This is a genomic window from Streptomyces sp. NRRL S-378 (genome assembly GCF_000720645.1).
In the GTDB taxonomy this organism is placed as follows: domain Bacteria; phylum Actinomycetota; class Actinomycetes; order Streptomycetales; family Streptomycetaceae; genus Streptomyces.
This window is the reverse complement of the sequence record NZ_JOBX01000034.1, coordinates 15030-33904: the sequence shown is the minus strand read 5'-3', so window position 1 is coordinate 33904 and position 18875 is coordinate 15030. Positions and strand designations below refer to the sequence as shown.

At 72.8% G+C, this 18875-nt stretch carries 15 protein-coding genes and 1 tRNA gene; 12 read left to right on the top strand and 4 right to left on the bottom strand.

What is annotated here, in order from left to right; all coding sequences use genetic code 11:
• Nucleotides 1–218 precede the first annotated feature (218 nt).
• Nucleotides 219–3107 carry a penicillin acylase family protein gene (locus IH80_RS0123085; protein WP_030962969.1) on the top strand — a complete coding sequence of 963 codons (2889 nt, stop codon included), beginning with the start codon at nt 219–221 and terminating at the stop codon, nt 3105–3107.
• Here the strand turns inward: IH80_RS0123085 and IH80_RS0123080 are convergent.
• Nucleotides 3102–3716, bottom strand: coding sequence for a 5-formyltetrahydrofolate cyclo-ligase (locus tag IH80_RS0123080; RefSeq protein ID WP_030962967.1), 615 nt, complete (start codon nt 3714–3716; stop codon nt 3102–3104). The two genes, IH80_RS0123085 and IH80_RS0123080, sit on opposite strands and share 6 nt — an antisense overlap.
• 91 nt (nt 3717–3807) lie before the next feature.
• On the opposite strand from IH80_RS0123080, the gene galU reads away from it, so the two are divergent.
• The 7 genes from galU (at nt 3808) to IH80_RS0123045 (ending at nt 9292) form a co-directional block, all read left to right on the top strand.
• Nucleotides 3808–4710, top strand: coding sequence for a UTP--glucose-1-phosphate uridylyltransferase GalU (gene galU / locus IH80_RS0123075; protein ID WP_030962965.1), 903 nt, complete (start codon nt 3808–3810; stop codon nt 4708–4710).
• A gap of 4 nt (nt 4711–4714) precedes the next feature.
• Nucleotides 4715–6085, top strand: coding sequence for a gephyrin-like molybdotransferase Glp (glp, locus tag IH80_RS0123070; protein ID WP_051809788.1), 1371 nt, complete (start codon nt 4715–4717; stop codon nt 6083–6085).
• A gap of 141 nt (nt 6086–6226) precedes the next feature.
• Complete coding sequence (moaC, locus tag IH80_RS0123065) at nt 6227–6706, top strand: cyclic pyranopterin monophosphate synthase MoaC (protein ID WP_030962963.1); 480 nt, start codon at nt 6227–6229, stop codon at nt 6704–6706.
• A gap of 20 nt (nt 6707–6726) precedes the next feature.
• Nucleotides 6727–7287, top strand: coding sequence for a MogA/MoaB family molybdenum cofactor biosynthesis protein (locus IH80_RS0123060; protein ID WP_030962962.1), 561 nt, complete (start codon nt 6727–6729; stop codon nt 7285–7287).
• A 17-nt stretch (nt 7288–7304) separates the two neighbouring features.
• On the top strand, nt 7305–7913 hold the full coding sequence (locus IH80_RS0123055) for a GNAT family N-acetyltransferase (RefSeq protein ID WP_030962961.1): 609 nt from the start codon (nt 7305–7307) through the stop codon (nt 7911–7913).
• 189 nt (nt 7914–8102) lie between these two features.
• Nucleotides 8103–9140, top strand: coding sequence for a hypothetical protein (locus tag IH80_RS0123050; RefSeq protein WP_030962959.1), 1038 nt, complete (start codon nt 8103–8105; stop codon nt 9138–9140).
• Nucleotides 9141–9218: 78 nt separating this feature from the next.
• Nucleotides 9219–9292, top strand: a tRNA-Ala gene (locus tag IH80_RS0123045).
• Between the two features lie 353 nt (nt 9293–9645).
• Here IH80_RS0123045 and IH80_RS0123040 read toward each other — a convergent pair.
• Nucleotides 9646–10158: a GNAT family N-acetyltransferase gene (locus IH80_RS0123040; protein WP_030962957.1), complete on the bottom strand. Its 513-nt coding sequence runs from the start codon at nt 10156–10158 to the stop codon at nt 9646–9648.
• A 38-nt stretch (nt 10159–10196) separates the two neighbouring features.
• Between IH80_RS0123040 and IH80_RS0123035 the strand changes: the two genes are divergently transcribed.
• Nucleotides 10197–11000, top strand: coding sequence for an exodeoxyribonuclease III (locus tag IH80_RS0123035; protein ID WP_030962956.1), 804 nt, complete (start codon nt 10197–10199; stop codon nt 10998–11000).
• Here IH80_RS0123035 and IH80_RS0123030 read toward each other — a convergent pair.
• Nucleotides 10982–11671 (bottom strand): MerR family transcriptional regulator, encoded by a 690-nt coding sequence (locus tag IH80_RS0123030; protein ID WP_030962955.1) that lies wholly within the window; start codon nt 11669–11671, stop codon nt 10982–10984. The genes IH80_RS0123035 and IH80_RS0123030 overlap by 19 nt on opposite strands.
• Before the next feature lie 219 nt (nt 11672–11890).
• Between IH80_RS0123030 and IH80_RS0123025 the strand changes: the two genes are divergently transcribed.
• The 3 genes from IH80_RS0123025 to IH80_RS0123015 are packed head-to-tail and all read left to right on the top strand — an operon-like array spanning nt 11891 to nt 15395.
• Nucleotides 11891–13591 (top strand): flavin-containing monooxygenase, encoded by a 1701-nt coding sequence (locus IH80_RS0123025; protein ID WP_078906701.1) that lies wholly within the window; start codon nt 11891–11893, stop codon nt 13589–13591.
• On the top strand, nt 13588–14514 hold the full coding sequence (locus tag IH80_RS0123020; protein WP_030962951.1) for an alpha/beta fold hydrolase: 927 nt from the start codon (nt 13588–13590) through the stop codon (nt 14512–14514). Before IH80_RS0123025 ends, IH80_RS0123020 begins: the two co-directional genes overlap by 4 nt.
• A complete protein-coding gene (locus tag IH80_RS0123015; protein WP_030962950.1) occupies nt 14511–15395 on the top strand; it encodes an SDR family oxidoreductase in 885 nt (294 codons plus the stop codon). Before IH80_RS0123020 ends, IH80_RS0123015 begins: the two co-directional genes overlap by 4 nt.
• 101 nt (nt 15396–15496) lie before the next feature.
• Here IH80_RS0123015 and IH80_RS0123010 read toward each other — a convergent pair whose 3' ends face one another.
• Entirely contained in the window at nt 15497–18766 is a 3270-nt protein-coding gene (locus IH80_RS0123010; RefSeq protein WP_030962949.1) for a S41 family peptidase, read from the bottom strand.
• Between the last annotated feature and the right edge of the window lie 109 nt (nt 18767–18875).

Sequence of the window (18875 nt, the reverse complement as noted above, 5' to 3'; positions counted from 1 at the left end):
CGCGCCCTTTACGCGATAACCACATTGTGAAACGAGGCTTCCCCCCTGTCCTCGGGACCGCGGGAACCGCCGGAGATCCATTTCAGGCCGCCTGCGGGGCCGCCGCGGGATACAGCCCCTCCACACGGCCTCCACCCCTGCCGGATCAACGGAGTCGGTCCTGCGCCTATGGTTGCTCCCAGCACTCCCAGGACCACCCTGCCCCTCTAAGGACAGCGATGCCCGCCAACGAAACCGCTCCTCCCGCCAAGAAGAAGGGACGACGCGCCCGTCTGATCGTGCTCGTACTGGTCCTGGGACTCGTCGCGGGCCTCGGCTACGGGGCGTACTGGAGCGTGGACGGCGTGCGCGCCTCCTTCCCCCAGACGACCGGCTCCCTCGACGTGCCCGGCCTGAAGGGGACGGTCGAGGTGAAGCGCGACGCCAACGGCATTCCCCAGCTCTACGCGGACAGCGACGACGACCTCTTCCGCGCGCAGGGCTTCGTGCACGCGCAGGACCGCTTCTGGGAGATGGACGTACGCCGCCACATGACCTCGGGGCGGCTCTCGGAGATGTTCGGCGCCGGCCAGGTCGAGACCGACGCCTTCCTGCGCACGCTGGGTTGGCGCCAGGTCGCGCAGGAGGAGTACGACACCAAGCTCTCCGCCGAGACGAAGAAGAATCTGCAGGCCTACGCCGACGGGGTCAACGCCTACCTGAAGGGGAAGTCCGGCAAGGACCTCTCCGTCGAGCACGCCGCCCTCAAGATCAGCGGAAGCTACGCCCCCGAGCAGTGGTCGCCGGTGGACTCGGTGGCCTGGCTCAAGGCGATGGCCTGGGACCTGCGCGGCAACATGCAGGACGAGATCGACCGCGCGCTGATGGCGAGCAAGCTCTCGCAGGCGCAGATCGCCGAGCTCTACCCGCCGTACCCCTTCGACCGCAACAAGCCGGTCGTCGAGGGCGGCAAGGTCGACGGCGGCAAGTACACCCCCCAGGGTCAGACCGGGAACGCCGCCCCGGCGTCGGGCAGCGGCTCCGGCTCCGCCGGCGGTTCCGGCAGCCCCGGCGCGGCCTCCGGCGGCGCCGTCGCCAACCAGGCCTCCACCGCCCCGGGGGCCGGTGACGCCACCGGCCTCGCCGGCAACGCCACCGCCCAGGGCGCGACCGTGGGCCTGCGCACGCAGCTGAGCGCCCTCGCCGACACCCTGGAGAAGGTGCCGGCCATCCTCGGCCCCAACGGCAGCGGCATCGGCTCGAACTCCTGGGTCATCTCCGGCAAGTACACGACCACCGGCAAGCCGCTGCTCGCCAACGACCCGCACCTGTCGCCGCAACTTCCCTCGGTCTGGTACCAGATGGGCCTGCACTGCCGCGCCGTCTCGGCCCAGTGCAAGTACGACGTGGCCGGCTTCACCTTCTCCGGCATGCCGGGCGTGGTCATCGGCCACAACACCGACATCGCGTGGGGCATGACCAACCTCGGTGCCGACGTCACCGACCTGTACCTGGAGCAGATCAAGCCCGAGGGCTACGTCTACGACAACCGGGTGCTCCCCTTCACGCTCCGCGAGGAGATCATCAAGGTCGCGGGCGGCGCCAGCAAGAAGATCACCGTCCGCACCACCAACAACGGCCCGCTCGTCTCGGACCGCAGCGAGGAACTCGGCACCGTCGGCACCCGCGCCCCCGTCGACAGCTCCGCCCCGGACCGCGGCGACGGCTACGCCATCGCCCTGCGCTGGACCGCGCTGGACCCGGGCCGGACCATGGACGCGGTCTTCAAGCTGAACCAGGCCAAGACCTTCGACGACTTCCGCAAGGCGGCCGCCGACTTCGACGTCCCCTCCCAGAACCTGATCTACGCCGACAGCAAGGGCACCAACGGCAACATCGGTTACCAGGCCCCCGGACGCATCCCGGTCCGCGGCCAGGGAGACGGCCGGATGCCCGCCCCGGGCTGGGACTCCAAGTTCGCCTGGAAGGGCGGCCGCGACGGCGGCGTCGGCTACATTCCGCAGAACGAGCTGCCCTGGGACCAGAACCCCTCGCGCGGCTACATCGTCACCGCCAACCAGGCCGTCGCCGAGGGCGGCACCGGCGCGGGCAAGTACCCGCACCTGCTGACCACCGACTGGGGCTACGGCGCCCGCAGCCAGCGGATCAACGACCTCATCGAGGCGAAGATCAAGGACGGCGGCAAGATCTCGACCGACGACATGCGCGCCATGCAGATGGACAACAGCAGCGAGATCGCCGCGCTGCTGACCCCGATGCTGTCGAAGATCCAGATCTCGGACCCGGGCGTGCGCGCCGCGCAGAAGCTGCTCGACGGCTGGAACTACACGCAGGAGTCCGACTCCGCGGCCGCTGCCTACTTCAACGCGGTCTGGCGCAACATCCTCAAGCTGTCCTTCGGCGACAAGATGCCCAAGGAGCTGCGGATCGAGGACAGCTGCATGAACGTCCTCAACAACGGCACCGGCCCGGCCGACGACCTCGCCAAGACCGTCCGCGAATGCGGCACCCGCGACGCCGACTCGGCGCAGCCCGACGGCGGCGACCGCTGGTTCGAGGTCGTCCGCCGCCTGGTCAAGGACGAGAAGTCGCCCTGGTGGAGCGCGCCCGCCAAGGGCCTGAACAAGCCGGCCACCACCACCCGTGACGAGCTGTTCGCCCGGGCCATGGCGGACGCCCGCTGGGAGCTGACCGCCAAGCTCGGCAAGGACCAGTCCACCTGGAGCTGGGGCCGCCTGCACCAGCTGAACCTGAAGAACCAGACGATCGGCACCGAGGGCCCCGGCTTCATGCAGTGGCTCCTCAACCGCGGCCCGTGGAACGTGGGCGGCGGCGAGGCGACCGTCAACGCCACCGGCTGGAACGCCTCCAGCGGCTACGGGGTCACCTGGGTGCCGTCCATGCGGATGGTCGTCAACCTCAACGACCTCGACAAGTCCCGCTGGATCAACCTCACGGGCGCCTCGGGCCACGCGTACAACGCCCACTACACGGACCAGACGCAGATGTGGGCCAAGGGCGAGCTGCTGGAGTGGCCCTTCGGCAAGGACGCCGTCGAGAAGGCCACGGTCGACACCCTGACCCTCAAGCCGGCCGGCGGCTCATGAGCTGAAGCGGCGCACCCCTGACGGGGTGGCCACCGCCTGAACGGGGTGGTCGTGCGGTTCCTCCGGGACCCGCGCGACCACCTCTTCGTCGTAGAGGAGCACGACCAGCGCCGGATGCGCCCCGGCCCGCTCCAGCCGCTGCAGCACCCGGTCGTAACTGCCCCCGCCGCGGCCGAGCCGCATGCCGCGCCCGTCCACCGCGAGTCCGGGCAGCAGCACCGCGTCGGTCTGCGTCACCGCGTCCGGTCCGAGCGCCGGGCCGGACGGCTCCAGCAGCCGCATCTTCCCCGGGTGGGCGGCCTCGGCGAGGCTGCCCGGGCCCTCGTACGCCGCCCAGTCGAGGTCGTTGTCGGGCAGCAGGAGGGGGAGCAGCACCCGCTTGCCGGCCGCGCGCAGGGCGTCGAGGAGCGCGCGGGTGCCCGGCTCGCCGCCGACCGAGACGTACGCCGCCACCGTGCGCGCACCGGCCAGTTCGGGAAGTTCGAGGGCGGTCACGGCGAGCGCCGCGGCCGCCTCGGCACGGGCGTCGGGGGTCAAGGCGCGACGGGCCGCGAGGAGTTCCCGGCGCAGCTCGGACTTGGCGGACGCGGTCGGCGGGTTCTCTGCCACGGGAATCAAATTTCCTTCGAATCAGGGCATATGTGGACCTACCTACCGCGATATCGTCGGGTGTTCGGCAGGACCCACTATCGTTCTGGCCATGACTATGTTGCACCCCGTGATCAAGAAGGCCGTCATTCCGGCCGCTGGCCTCGGTACCCGCTTCCTTCCGGCGACCAAGGCGACCCCGAAGGAAATGCTCCCGGTTGTGGACAAGCCGGCCATCCAGTACGTGGTCGAGGAGGCCGTCGCGGCCGGACTCGACGACGTCCTCATGATCACTGGGCGTAACAAGCGTGCCCTGGAAGACCACTTCGACCGCAACTACGAGCTGGAGTCGGCTCTCATCGCCAAGGGCGACGACGACCGGCTGAAGAAGGTCCAGGAATCCAGCGACCTCGCGACCATGCACTACGTCCGCCAGGGCGACCCGCGGGGCCTGGGCCACGCCGTGCTGTGCGCCGAGCCGCACGTCGGCCGCGAGCCCTTCGCCGTCCTCCTCGGCGACGACCTCATCGACCCCCGCGACCCGCTGCTGCGTCAGATGGCCGACATCCACGCCCGCACCGGCGGCACCGTCATCGCCCTCATGGAGGTCGACCCGGCCAGCGTCCACCTCTACGGCTGCGCCGCCGTCGAGGCCACCGACGAGGAGGACGTCGTCCGCATCACCGGCCTCGTCGAGAAGCCGGAGCCCCAGGACGCCCCCAGCAACTACGCGGTCATCGGACGCTACGTCCTCAACCCCGCGATCTTCGACATACTGCGGGAGACCGAGCCGGGCCGTGGTGGGGAGATCCAGCTCACCGACGCCCTGCAGAAGCTGGCCGCCGACGAGACCGTGGGCGGTCCGGTGCACGGCGTGGTCTTCCGGGGCCGTCGTTACGACACCGGGGACCGCGGCGACTACCTGCGGGCCATCGTCCGCCTCGCGTGCGAGCGCGAGGACCTGGGCCCCGAGTTCCGCACCTGGCTTCACCGTTACGTCACGGAGGAGATGTAGGACCTTGAGCAGTTCCGCACCGCAGGACACCGGCCACCGTCTGTGGTCCGTGGACGAGCACCTCGCGGACGTCCTCGGGGCCGTCCGGCCGCTGGAGCCGATCGAGCTCCAGCTGCTGGACGCCCAGGGCTGTGTCCTCGTCGAGGACGTCACCGTGCCCGTCGCCCTCCCGCCCTTCGACAACAGCTCCATGGACGGCTACGCCGTCCGCACGGCCGACGTCCAGGGTGCGAGCGAGGAGTTCCCCGCGGTGCTGACGGTCGTCGGGGACGTCGCGGCGGGCAGCGGTGAGCTGCCCACCGTGGGCCCCGGCGAGGCCGCCCGGATCATGACCGGGGCCCCGCTGCCGCCCGGTGCGGAAGCCGTCGTGCCGGTGGAGTGGACCGACGGCGGAACCGGGGGCGGTGCCGCCGCCGGGATGACCCCGGCCAGCGCCGCCCCGGAGCAGTCGGGCGGCGAGGTACGGGTGCACCGCGCGGCCGAGGCGCGGGCGCACGTCCGCGCCCGCGGCAGCGACGTCCAGGCGGGCGACCTCGCCCTCGCGGCCGGCACGGTCCTCGGCCCGCCGCAGATCGCCCTGCTGGCAGCCATCGGGCGCGGCACCGTCCGGGTGCGCCCGCGCCCGCGCGTGGTGGTCCTGTCCACCGGCAGCGAGCTGGTCCAGCCCGGCGAGCCGCTCACCGCCGGCACGATCTACGACTCCAACAGCTTCGCGCTGGCCGCGGCCGCCCGGGACGCCGGCGCCATCGCCTACCGGGTCGGGGCCGTCGCGGACGACGCCGACACGCTGCGCTCCACCATCGAGGACCAGCTGATCCGGGCCGACCTGCTGGTGACCACGGGCGGGGTCAGCGTCGGCGCCTACGACGTGGTCAAGGAGGCGCTCTCCTCCGTCGGCTCGGCCCTGTCGTCCGGTTCCACCGACCCGGGCGAGGACGACGTGGACGTGGACGCGACCCGGATCGACTTCCGCAAGCTCGCCATGCAGCCCGGCAAGCCGCAGGGCTTCGGCACCATCGGCCCCGACCACACCCCGCTGCTGGCGCTCCCCGGCAACCCGGTCTCCTCGTACGTCTCCTTCGAGCTGTTCGTGCGCCCCGCGATCCGCGCCCTCATGGGGCTGCCGGAGTCCGAGGTCCGGCGGCCGAGCGTGCGGGCCGTGCTGAAGGCCGACACGGCACTCGGCTCCCCGGCCGGTCGCCGCCAGTTCCTGCGCGGCACCTACGACGCCGAGAGCGGCACGGTCAGTCCGGTCGGCGGATCGGGCTCCCACCTGATCGCCGCACTGGCGCACGCCGACTCGTTGATGGTCGTCCCCGAGGACGTCACCTCGGTGGAGCCCGGTACCGAGCTGGAAGTGATCCTGCTCTGCTGAGCCGCGTCGTCCCGGCCGAGCCGAGCCGTCCGTTTCCGCGCACCCGGGCCCGTTCCCCCGGCGCGCCCCTCCGGCGGCCTGTGCGGGTAGCGTGTGTCGCACCACACAGGCCCCCGGGGGCCCAGAGCGGAGCGGCACAGCATGAGTACCGAGAGCAGGCTCACCCACATCGACGAGGCCGGTGCGGCCCGGATGGTCGACGTCTCCGCGAAGGACGTCACCACCCGGACGGCGCGCGCCAGTGGACGTGTACTCGTCTCCCCCCGGGTGATCGAGCTGCTGCGCGGCGAGGGAGTGCCCAAGGGGGACGCCCTCGCCACCGCGCGCATCGCCGGGATCATGGGCGCGAAGAAGACCCCGGAGCTGATCCCGCTGTGCCACCCGCTGGCCGTCTCCGGCGTGAAGGTCGACCTGTCGGTCGCCGACGACGCCGTCGAGATCCTCGCCACCGTGAAGACGACCGACCGCACCGGCGTCGAGATGGAGGCGCTGACCGCCGTCGCGGTCGCCGGCCTCACCGTGATCGACATGGTGAAGGCGGTCGACAAGGGCGCCGTCATCACCGACGTCCGGGTGGAGGAGAAGACCGGCGGCAAGTCCGGCGACTGGGCGCGCTCGTGAACGCCCCGCGCGGCGGGGAGGTGCACAGCCACCACGCGGCGGCGGCGCCGGAGGCCGGGGCGGCCCCGGCCGGGCCCCTCGGCAGGGCGCTCGTCGTCACGGCCTCCAACCGGGCCTCGCAGGGCGTGTACGCGGACAAGGGCGGTCCGCTGCTGGCCGAGGCTCTGGAGAAGCTCGGCTTCACGGTGGACGGCCCCCGGGTCGTCCCGGACGGCGATCCGGTCGAGCGGGCGCTGCGCGAGGGCGTGGCCGCCGCCTACGACGTCATCCTGACCACCGGCGGTACGGGCATCTCGCCGACCGACCGCACCCCGGACGCCACCGCGCGGGTGCTGGACTACGAGATCCCGGGCATCCCGCAGGCCATCCGGGCGGAGGGCCTGGCCAAGGTGCCGACCGCGGCCCTGTCCCGGGGCCTGGCGGGCGTCGCGGGGCGCACGCTGATCGTCAACCTGCCCGGTTCCACGGGCGGGGTGCGCGACGGCCTCACGGTCCTGTCCCGCATCCTGCCGCACGCGGTGGACCAGATCCGGGGCGGCGACCACCCCAGACCGGCGGGATCCTCCGGGAGCGCGAGCTGAACGGCCCCACCTGGCCGGTGGTCCTGACCGACGGCGATGTCACGCTCCGGCCGATAAAACTGCGCGACCAGAAGGACTGGCGGGAGGTCAACCGGCGCAACCGCGACTGGCTGCGGCCGTGGGAGGCGACGATCCCGCCGCCCGCGCCGTGGGGGCCGGTGATCCAGCGGCCCACGTACCGCCAGATGGTCCGGCACCTGCGGGCGGAGGCGAACGCGGGCCGCATGCTGCCCTTCGTCATCGAGTACCAGGGCCGGCTGGTGGGCCAGCTGACGGTGGCCGGCATCACCTGGGGTTCGATGTGCGCGGGGCACGTCGGCTACTGGGTGGACCGCGACGTCGCCGGCCGGGGCGTCATGCCGACGGCGGTCGCGTTGGCGGTGGACCACTGCTTCCGGAAGCTCGGGCTGCACCGGATCGAGGTGTGCATCCGGCCCGAGAACGGGCCGAGCCGACGGGTCGTGGAGAAGCTCGGCCTGCGCGAGGAGGGCCTGCGTCCGCGCTACCTCCACATCGACGGCGCCTGGCGAGACCACCTCGTCTACGCGATCACGGCGGAGGAGGTGCCGGAGGGGTTGCTGCGCCGCTGGCACCGCTCCCGCGACGCGCCGCCCCCGCCGCAATAGGGGTGGCTCGCGGGTGGCCGGGCCATCGACGATAAACGAATAACTGTTCGAATTAATGGCCCGGGTAACCGATTCGCCCATAACCTGATCCGAAGAATCACAAAAAAAGTCCGTGATATCAGCGAGATCGCGCGACACACCGGCCCAATTGGCCGATCCCCTCGCCCGCGCCCCTCTACGGTGTGAGGTGTGAGCAGCAGCGGCCTCATCTACGCAGTCATCGTCGGGGCCTGGGCCGCCTACTTGGTGCCCATGTGGCTCCGGAGGCAGGACGAGCTGAACGAAGCCCGTCCGACGGAACGCTTCTCCACCGCCATTCGGCTGCTTTCCGGCCGGGCGGGAATGGAGCGCCGTTACGCCAAGGGACTGCGTGAGCGCGGTGACGAGGAGGCGGAGCCCCAGCCCCACGCGGACCCGGACGCCGCGACGGAGACGGTCAATTCCGTCGACGCCGACGCCCGGGCCCTCGGCGTGTCCCCGACCAGGGCGGAGCCGCGTGCGGCAGCCGCCGAGCGGGAGCATCGCGCGGAGCGGGCCCGGCGCGAACAACGCCTCCAGGTCCTCGCGCGCCGTCGGCGCACCACGGCCCTCCTCTTCCTGGTCTTCACCGCCGGCGCCGTCGTTGCGGCCGTGGGCGGCCTGCACTACCTGTGGGCCCCCGCCGTCCCCGCCGTCCTGCTGAGCACGTACATCGCCCACCTGCGCGTCCAGGAGCGGCGGCGCTACGAGTTCACCATGGACCGGCGGCGGGCCGAGGCAGCCGCGCGCCGGCTGCGCGAGGACCGCCCGCACCGCCGCCACCCCGAGGAGGGCGCGCCGGCGGCCGGCGAACCGGACCCTGCTCCACCGGTCTCCCCCCAGGAGGCCGGACGGCGCGCGCTGGTCGAGCAGACCGACCACGCTGAGTGGGTGGACCAGCAGCGCGAACGCGAACGCGGCCCCGCCCGCGGTGACAGCTGGGAGCCGGTCCCGGTCCCGCTGCCGACATACGTGACGGCCCCCGTCGCCCCCCGCGCCACGGGCCCCGTGACCCCGGACGCCTGGAGCGCGACCCGCTCCAGCACGGCCGAGCCGACGGAACCCCGCCTGCGCGCCCAGCCCGCCGTCCCCGCCCCGGCGCCGGCGCCGGCCGAGGAGGACTCCCGCCCTCGCGGCCAGGGCCGCGGCCGCACTCCGCTGTTCGACCAGTACGAGAACGAGGACCGCCCCCGCGCCGCGAACGAGTGAGCGGTGACCTGCGCGGACCTTCGGGGATACGCGTTTTGGAGCACCGGCGCAGGGGTGCTAATGTTTCACACGTCGCAAGGGCCTGTGGCGCAGTCTGGTAGCGCACCTCGTTCGCATCGAGGGGGTCTGGGGTTCAAATCCCCACAGGTCCACAGACGACAGTTCGCGAGTAGCTCTCGTGAACGTCACGAGATCCCGTCCGGTCGCAAGACCGGGCGGGATCTCGGCGTTTCCGGGGGCGGTTGGGCGAGGGTGCGTTCCTGACGATCGGTGAGGAACGGGACGCCGGTACGGCCCCGGCGTGGGAGGCGCTCGGCGGTGCACCGGAGGTCGTGGGGCGGCGCGCCGGAGGGCGTGGGGCGGGTCCGCTGCACCGGGAGCGGGAACCTCGGGGAAGGGCCGCTGCCGGTGCGGGAGTTGGCGCGTGCGGCCGTCGGGGTCTGCGGGCCGGCGGCGGGGGTGCCCCCCGTCCTTCGCCGGGGGCGCCGCCCCCGCCCCCCGCGCCTCAGACGGTGGCGGGGCCGGGTGCCCGGAGGGGCTTGGCCATGCAGCGGCTGGAGTCGTAGAAGCGGTAGAAGCCGAACTTCGGGGACGGGGTGTAGCCCTCGGAGAGGTAGAGGGCGATCGCCTCCGGCTGCCGGTCGCCCGTTTCGAGGACCATCCGCAGGCGGCCCGCCGCGCGGGCGTCCGTCTCCAGCACGGCCAGGATGCGGCGGGCCAGGCCCAGGCCGCGGGCCTCGGGGACGACGTACATCCGCTTGAGTTCGGCGTCGCCGTCCGAGTAGCCCTCGTCGTTCTTCTCCTGGCTGCGCCAGCCGCCGGTCGCCACCGGGGCGCCGGAGGTGTCGTACGCCACTATGTACAGGCCCCGCGGCGGAGCGAACATCGCCGGGTCCAGGAAGGTCGCGTCGCCCTCGCCCTGGTACCGCTCCTGGTATTCGAGCTGGACCTGGTCGTTGAGTTTCACCGCGTCCGGGTGGTCGTACGGCACGGTGCGGAGCTCGATCCCATGAGACATCCGGACATCGTACGGAACCCTCCCGCTATGGTGCTGGGATGCTCACTGTGACCTCCGTGAATGTGAATGGGATCCGGGCCGCCGCCAAGAAGGGCTTCGGGGCGTGGCTCGCGGGATCCGACGCCGACGTGGTGTGCCTGCAGGAGGTACGGGCCGAGGAGGGGCAGATCCCGCAGGAGGTGCGCTCGCCCGAGGGCTGGCACACCGTCTTCGCGCCGGCCGCCGCGAAGGGCCGGGCCGGGGTCGCGCTGTACACGCGGCGCGCGCCCGAGCGGGTGCAGGTCGGTTTCGGCAGCGCGGAGTTCGACACCGCCGGGCGGTACCTGGAGGTCGACCTGCCCGGTGTGACCGTGGCCAGCCTCTACCTGCCCTCCGGCGAGGCGGGCACGGAGAAGCAGGACGAGAAGTACCGGTTCATGCGGGAGTTCCTGACCTACCTGACCGCGCTGAAGGAGAAGGCCGCCGCCGACGGGCGCGAGGTCGTGGTCTGCGGTGACTGGAACATCTGTCACCGCGAGGCCGACCTCAAGAACTGGAAGACCAACCGCAAGAGCGCCGGCTTCCTCCCCGAGGAGCGGGAGTGGCTGGGGAAGGTCTACGCCGAGGCCGGCTACGTCGACGTGGTGCGCGAGCTGCACCCCGACACGGAGGGGCCGTACTCGTGGTGGTCCTACCGCGGCCGCGCCTTCGACAACGACGCCGGCTGGCGGATCGACCTGCAGGTGGCGACCCCGCGGCTGGCCGCGAAGGCCGTGAAGGCCTTCGTCGAGCGGGCCGAGACCCACCCCGAGCGCTGGTCCGACCACGCGCCCGTGACCGTCGTCTACGAGCTCGGCGTCTGACCCTGCGCGGACGCCAGCAGGCGGTCCATCGCCATCGTCAGCTCGGCCTCGACCACGCTCTTGGCGAGCGGGCGCAGCCGCGTGAGCGCGTCCGGGGAGATGTGCTCCGAGATCAGCTCGGTGAACAGCAGCGCCATCGCGTCCGCGTGCTCGCGGACGCGTCGGCCCGTCTCCAGGACCTCGGCGAGCGGCACCCCCTCGCGGACCAGCGCCGAGGAGACGTCCAGCAGGCGGCGGCTGACGTGCACGATCGCGTCGCCGTCGACGGCGAGGTAGCCCAGGTCCAGCGAGGCCGCCAGGTTCTCGGGGGTGACCTCGCCCTCGAAGTAGTCGGCCAGTTCCTCCGGGGTGAGCCGGACCGGGGTCTCCTCCGACCAGCCGATGCCGAGCAGCTCACCCAGCTGGCCGACGTCGCGGCCCTTCTCGAAGGCGGCGGTCAGCTCGGCGATGCCGCCGAGGGTGTGGCCCCGTTCGAGCAGGGCGGCGATGGTGCGCAGGCGGGCCAGGTGGTGGTCGTCGTACCAGGCGATGCGGCCCTCGCGGCGGGGCGGCGGGAGCAGTTTGCGTTCCCGGTAGAAGCGCAGGGTGCGCACGGGTATGCCGGCCGCCTCGGCCAGCTCCTCGGTGCGGTACTCGCGCACCGGCTTCGCTTGCGTCTCTTCCTTCGCCACAGTTGCAGCCTAGGGGGTGTCGTGCCGGTCAGCCCGGCATGATCGGCAGGGCGGCCCCGATGGCGTACCGGGAGTAACTTTCCGGGTCCGCCCCCTACCCATGAGTACGGAGCTGCTCTACCCTCCCGATTGTGCCAGTGATTGCTGGCAGTGTTTCGATGGTGTGGTGCGTTGCGGCGTTGCGTGGCTGGAACTGGGGACGAGCGGAAGGCGGCGGGCATGGGCGGCACGGGCGGGCGCAAGGGGCGCGAGCACGTACGAGTGGCGGTGATCGGATCCGGATTCGGCGGGCTCGGGGCCGCCGTGCGGCTGCGGCGCGAGGGGATCACGGACTTCGTCGTCCTGGAACGGGCCGACTCCGTCGGCGGGACCTGGCGGGACAACAGTTACCCCGGATGCGCGTGCGACGTCCCGTCGCACCTGTACTCCTTCTCCTTCGCACCGAATCCGGACTGGCCCCGCACCTTCTCCGGGCAGCCCGCCATCCGGGAGTACCTGGAGCACGTCGCGGACACCTTCGGGCTGCGCCGGCACATCCGGCTCGGCTCCGAGGTCCTGATGATGCGCTGGGACGCCGACGAACTGCGCTGGGAGATCGAGACCTCCCGGGGCGAGCTGACCGCCGACGTCGTGGTCTCCGCGACCGGGCCGCTGTCCGAGCCGAAGCTGCCGGAGGTGCCGGGACTGGCCGGGTTCCCCGGCAAGGTCTTCCACTCCGCGCGCTGGGACCACGACTACGACCTCACCGGCAAGCGTGTCGCCATGATCGGTACGGGGGCCTCCGCGATCCAGATCGTGCCGGCCATCGCCCCCGAGGTGGAGCGGCTGACGCTCTTCCAGCGGACCCCGCCGTGGGTGATGCCGCGTACCGACCGGGCGATCTCGGCGGTGGAGCGCTGGCTGCACCGGCAGCTGCCCTTCACCCGCGCCGCGCGCCGCGGCCTGCTGTGGGGCATCCGGGAACTCCAGGTCAGCGCCTTCACCAAGCGGCCCCACCAGCTCGGACTCGTCGAGGCGCTCGCCAGGGCCAACATGGCCCGGTCGATCAAGGACCCGGAGCTGCGCGCCAAGCTGACCCCCTCCTACCGGATCGGCTGCAAGCGGATCCTGCTCTCCAGCGAGTACTACCCGGCGCTGGCACGGCCCGATGTGGACCTCGTCGCCTCCGGGCTGCAGGAGATCCGGGGCTCGGTCCTCGTCGCGGCCGACGGGACCGAGGCCGAGGTCGACGCGATCATCTTCGGTACGGGCTTCCACGTCACGGACATGCCGATCGCCGACCGGGTCGTGGGCGCGGAGGGCCGGACCCTCGCCGACCAGTGGAAGGACGGGATGCAGTCGCTGCGCGGGGCGACCGCGGCCGGCTTCCCCAACTGGATGACGATCATCGGGCCGAACACCGGTCTCGGGAACAGCTCGATGATCCTCATGATCGAGTCGCAGCTGAACTACATGGCCGACTACCTGCGGCAGTTGGGCATGCTGGGCGGGAAGGTCGCGCTCGCCGCGCGACCCTCCGCCGTGAACCAGTGGAACCGGCAGGTGCAGGCCCGGATGGAGCGGACGGTCTGGAACACCGGCGGCTGCACCAGCTGGTACCTGGACGCGAACGGCCGCAACACGACGGTCTGGCCGGGTACGACCGGTGAGTTCCGCCGCGAGACGCGCAGCGTCGACCTGGGGGAGTACGAGGTCGTACGCGCCCGGGACCGCGAGCGGGTCCCGGCCGTGGCCGTGGCGACGGCCGGGACGGCCACGACGGCCGCGCCCTCCGGGCCGAAGCCGCGCCGCTCCCGGGGGACCGCCGGGGGGCCCGACGCGACGCCGCCGGGGGCCGTGCCCCCGGAGCCCCGCACCGCGGACGCCGGCGCGGCCGGCTCCGCAACCGCCGGGGCCGACGCCGCCGAGGGCGTCGCGTGAGCCGCCCGGCGCACGTCACCTCCGGCCCCTACGCCCCTCCCGCCCCGCGGCGCGAGCTCGTCGCCGTCTCCGCCGACGGGTCCCGCCTGCACGTCGAGGTGCACGGGGAGGAGGGGGCGCCGCCCGTGGTGCTGGCCCACGGCTGGACCTGCTCCACCGCGTTCTGGGCCGCGCCGGTACGGGCCCTGGCCGCCACCCACCGGGTCGTCGCCTACGACCAGCGCGGACACGGGCGCAGCCCCGCCGCCCGGGAGCACAGCACCACCGCACTCGCCGACGACCTCGTGGCGGTGCTCGGCGCCACCCTCGCCCCGGGGGAGCGCGCGGTCGTCGCCGGGCACTCCATGGGCGGCATGACGATCATGGCGGCCGCGGCCCGGCCGGAGTTCACCGAGCACGCCGCCGCCGCCCTGCTGTGCAGCACCGGCAGCTCCGCCCTGGTCGAGCAGGCCACCGTGCTGCCGGTGCGCGCCGGGCGCGCCCGGACCCGTGTCACCGGCGCCGTCCTCGGATCGCGCGCCCCGCTCGGGCCGGTCACGCCCGTCGCCCGGAAGATCCTCAAGTACGCCACCATGGGACCGGGTTCGGCGCCCGACCGGGTCGAGGCGTGCGCCCGTATCGTGCACGCCTGCCCCACCGGGGTGCGGCACGCCTGGTCCCGGGTGCTGGCCGGGCTGGACCTCGACGCCGACGTGGCCCGGCTGACCGTCCCCACCGCCGTGCTCGGCGGTACCGCCGACCGGCTCACCCCGGTCGTCCACGCCCGCGGGCTCGCCGCGGCGCTGCCGAACTGCGTGGGACTCACCGAGCTCACCGGCGTGGGGCACATGACCCCGGTCGAGGCTCCCGAAGCCGTCACCCGTGCCGTGTGCGAGCTGACCGCGCGCTATCTCGTCACCACCGAGAAGGAGAAGACACCGTGAGTGCTCGCAGGAGTCTGGAAGGCCGGGTCGCCGTCGTCACCGGGGCCGCCCGCGGGGTCGGCGAGCTGCTCGCCCGCAAACTGTCGGCCCGCGGCGCGCGGATCGCCCTCGTCGGCCTGGAGCCGGAGGCCCTCAAGGAGGTCTCCGAGCGCCTGCACACCGACAGCGAGCACTGGTACGCCGACGTCACCGACCACGAGGCGATGGCACGCGTCGCCCGGGAGGTCGAGGAGCGCTTCGGGAAGGTCGACATCGTCGTCGCCAACGCGGGGGTCGCCGCGGGCGGGCCGTTCGCCCACTCCGACCCCGACGCCTGGCGCCGGGTGATCGAGGTCAACCTGATCGGCGGGGCCGTCACCGCCCGGGCCTTCCTGCCCGTGCTGACGGAGAGCCGCGGCTACTTCCTCCAGATCGCCTCGCTCGCCGCCATCACCCCGGCGCCGATGATGACCGCCTACTGCGCCTCCAAGTCCGGCGTCGAGGCCTTCGCCCACTGCCTGCGCGCCGAGGTCGCCCACAAGGGCGTGGGCGTCGGGGTCGGCTACCTCTCGTGGACCGACACGGACATGGTGCGCGGCGCCGACCAGGACGAGGTCATGCGGGAGCTGCGGCAGCGGCTGCCGTGGCCGGCGAACCGCACCTACCCGCTGGGTCCCGCCGTCGACCGGATCGTCGCGGGCATCGAACGGCGCTCGCCGCACGTGTACGCGCAGTGGTGGCTGCGCGGGATGCAGGGGGTGCGCGGCTACCTGCCCGGGATCATCGCGACCGTCGGGCAGCGTGACGTGAAGCGCTTCGAGCCCCGGCTGGCCGGTGTCTCCCGGGGTCTGGTCGGGGCGGGCGGCGCCGCGGACGAGCAGGAACGCACCCGCAGCCACTGACCGGGGCGCGGGCTCCGTCCGCCGCCCATCAGACGCAAGGGGCGCGGCCGTCACCGGCGGCCGCGCCCCTCCGGCATCCGCTCACGGCCTCGGGAATGCGCTCACGGCCTGGGCGGCAGCTTCGGACGGCGCCGGTCCGGTACGTCCGTGTAGCCGGGCGGCATCGCGGCCGGGTCCTGTTCGAGCAGCTCCAGCGCCAGGTGCACGGCGTCGTCCATCCCGGCGTGCCGCCCCTCCGCCCAGTCGAGCGGGGTGCGCAGGATCTCGAAGTCCGGTTCCACGCCGTGGTTCTCCACCGACCAGCCGTACTCGGGGAACCAGGCGGCGTTCATCGGCACCGTGATCACCGTGCCGTCGCCGAGGGGGTGCCGGCCCGTCATGCCGACCACCCCGCCCCAGGTGCGCTGGCCCACCACCGGGCCCAGCCCCAGCAGTTTGAAGGCCGCGGTGATCATGTCCCCGTCCGAGGAGGTCGCCTCGTCGGCCAGTGCCACGATCGGGCCGCGGGGTGCGTTGGAGGCGTAGCTGACGGGCTGGGCGTCGCGCGTCAGGTCCCAGCCGAGGATGGAACGGGTGAGCTTCTCCACCACCAGCTCGCTGATGTGGCCGCCCGCGTTGCCGCGCACGTCCACGATCAGCGCGGGCCGGGACATCTCCATGCGCAGGTCCCGGTTGAACTGCGCCCAGCCCGAGCCGCCCATGTCGGGGATGTGGAGGTAGCCGCACCGGCCGCCGCTGAGCTCGCGGACCACCTGGCGCCGCTTGGACACCCAGTCCTGGTAGCGCAGCGGCCGTTCGTCGATCAGCGGGACGACGGCGACCCGGCGGGAGCGGGCCGACCCCCCCTCCGGCCGGAAGGTCAGCTCGACCGTGGTGCCGCCCGCTCCCGCCAGCAGCGGGTAGGGCCCGGCGACCGGGTCCACGGGCCGGCCGTCCACGTGGGTGAGCACCGCGCCCTGCCTGATGCCGGTTCCGGCCAGCGGGGAGCGGGCCTTGGAGTCGGAGGACTCGCCGGGCAGGATCTTGGCCACCACCCATGTCCCGTCCCGGGGGACCAGGTTGGCGCCGAGCAGGCCGATGGCCCGCTGGTAGTGCGGGGGGCCCTCGTTGCGGCGGGCGGGGGAGACGTAGGCGTGCGAGGTGCCGAGCTCGCCGAGGACCTCGCGCAGCAGGTCCGCGAACTCGTCGGGGGAGGCGACCCGTTCGACCAGAGGGCGGTACTGGCGCAGTACGCCGTCCCAGTCGATGCCGCACATGTTCGGCTCCCAGAAGTACGCGCGGATGATCCGCCCGGCCTCCTCGAAGGCCTGGCGCCATTCGGCCGCCGGGTCCACCTCGTGCAGGATGCGCCGCAGGTCCAGGTAGACCGTCGAGTCGCTGTCGCCCGACTCGGTGGCGGGGACCGCGCGCAGGTCCCCGTCGTCGTTGATCACGAGCCGGGTGCCGTCGCCGCTGACGGCGAACCAGTCCAGCCCCGAGGCCAGTTCGCTCTTGCGGGCCTTGGTCAGGTCGAAGTGCTCCAGCGTGGGCTTGCCGCTGATGTCGTTGGGGTTGGCGAAGGTCTCGCCGAGCGCGCCGGAGATCGGCCAGCGCAGCCAGACCAGCCCGCCGCCGTGCACCGGGTACAGGGCCGAGTACTTGGACGCGCTCACCGGGAACGGGGTGACGCGGCTCTCCAGCCCCTCCACCTCCACGGTCACGGCGCCGCCCTCGCCCGAGTTCTCCGATTCGCCCTCGCCCGGGTCCAGTCCGCCCGCCGCGGGCCTGCCCTCGGCCGAGAGCGCGAAGGGGGAGGGGGTCGCGGAGGACAGCGGCACCAGGTACGGGCGGCAGCCGAGCGGGAAGGACAGGTCGCCGGTGTGCACGTCGTAGACCGGGTCGAAACCGCGCCAGGACAGGAAGGCCAGGTAGCGCCCGTCCCGGGTGAAGACCGGATTCTCGTCGGCGAAGCGGCCGTTGGTGACGTCGACGACGGTGCGCGCACCGGGGCCGGAGATGCGGGCCATCTTGATCTGCCGCAGCGAGCGCCCGATGCCCGGGTGCGACCAGGTCAGCCAGTCCCCGTCGGGGGAGAAGGCCAGGTCGGTGACGGGGCCGTTGATGGACCGGATCAGCTCGGTGACCTCGCCGTCGGACTCCTCCGTCGCGTCGACGAGCAGCAGCCGGCCGTCGTTCGAGGCGACGGCGAGGCGCTCCCCGTCGGGGTCGGCGAGCAGTTCGGTCACGCGCCCCAGTGCGCCCGAGGCCAGCCGGCGCGGCTCCCGCTCCCCCGAGGCCCGGGGCAGGTAGGCGATCTCGATCGCGTCCTCGCCCTCGGCGTCGGTGACGTAGGCGACCTGCCCGCCGCTGCCGAGCATCTCCGGCAGCCGCACCCGCACGCCCGGGGTGTCGGCGATGGTCCGGGCCGGTCCGTCGCGGTGGGTCAGCCAGTACAGGCTGCCGCGCACCACGACGGCGCTGGCCCGCCCGGTGGCGTCCACCGAGAGGGAGTCGACGTGGCTGGCGGCCGGTACCTGGTAGGTGCGCCGGCCCGCGCGCGGGCCGCCGAGGCGGACCTGGAGCTTGCGCGGGGCGGCGTCGGGGGCCAGGGAGTCGACGAGCCAGAGGTCCCCGGCGCACTGGTAGACGACCCGGGAGCCGTCGCTGGAGGCGTGCCGGGCGTAGAACTCGTCGTGGTCGGTGTGGCGGCGCAGGTCGGTGCCGTCGGGCAGGCAGGAGTAGAGGTTGCCGATGCCCTCGTGGTCGGAGAGGAAGGCGATCCGGCCGCTCACGAACATCGGCGCGTCCAGGTGCCCTTCGAGGCCCTCCAGGAGCTGGCGCCCGTGCAGCCAGAGCCGGCCCATGGCGCCGCCCCGGTAGCGCTTCCAGGCGGCGGGCTCGTGCGGCGGTTTGCCGGTGAGCAGCAGGCTGCGGTGCTCGCCGTCGATGTCGGCGACCTGGATGTCGGAGACGGGGCCCCAGGGCAGGCGCCCGCCGGGGCTGCCGTCGGTGGGCAGTTTGTAGGCCCAGGAGAAGTAGGAGAACGGCTGTTCGTGCGAGGAGACGGCGAGGATGTTGCCGTCGGGGTCCCAGCCGCAGACGCGGGTGTCGGTGGCACCCCAGTACGTCAGCCGGCGGGCGGGGCCGCCGTCGACGGGCGCCAGGTGGATCTCGGGGTCGAGGCTGCGCCAGGTGGTGAAGGCGATGTGCCGGCCGTCGGGGGAGAAACGGGGGTGGCCGACCCGGGTCCGGTCGACGGTGACCCGCCAGGCGCGTCCGGGCGGGTGGCCGTCGGGGACCAGCGGGGCGACCCAGAGGTCGTCCTCGGTGGCGAAGCACAGGAGGTCGTCGTGCAGGTGCGGGAACCGGAGGTACGCGACGTCGTGACTCACCCCCCAATGCTTTCCGCGCGGAGGGGGTGCGGCAACTCGTACTGGTGATCCACGCCACCCCTCCAATCGAAACGGAACGGTTTCGTTTCGCTTGCGGGAGGGGTATCGT

Bases quoted from the DNA above. Each gene is read 5' to 3' on its own strand.
- galU (WP_030962965.1), top strand. From the start codon at position 3,808: ATGACTATGTTGCACCCCGTGATCAAGAAGGCCGTCATTCCGGCCGCT.
- IH80_RS0123085 (WP_030962969.1), top strand. From the start codon at position 219: ATGCCCGCCAACGAAACCGCTCCTCCCGCCAAGAAGAAGGGACGACGC.
- moaC (WP_030962963.1), top strand. From the start codon at position 6,227: ATGAGTACCGAGAGCAGGCTCACCCACATCGACGAGGCCGGTGCGGCC.
- IH80_RS0123035 (WP_030962956.1), top strand. From the start codon at position 10,197: ATGCTCACTGTGACCTCCGTGAATGTGAATGGGATCCGGGCCGCCGCC.
- IH80_RS0123025 (WP_078906701.1), top strand. From the start codon at position 11,891: ATGGGCGGCACGGGCGGGCGCAAGGGGCGCGAGCACGTACGAGTGGCG.
- IH80_RS0123040 (WP_030962957.1), bottom strand. From the start codon at position 10,158: ATGTCTCATGGGATCGAGCTCCGCACCGTGCCGTACGACCACCCGGAC.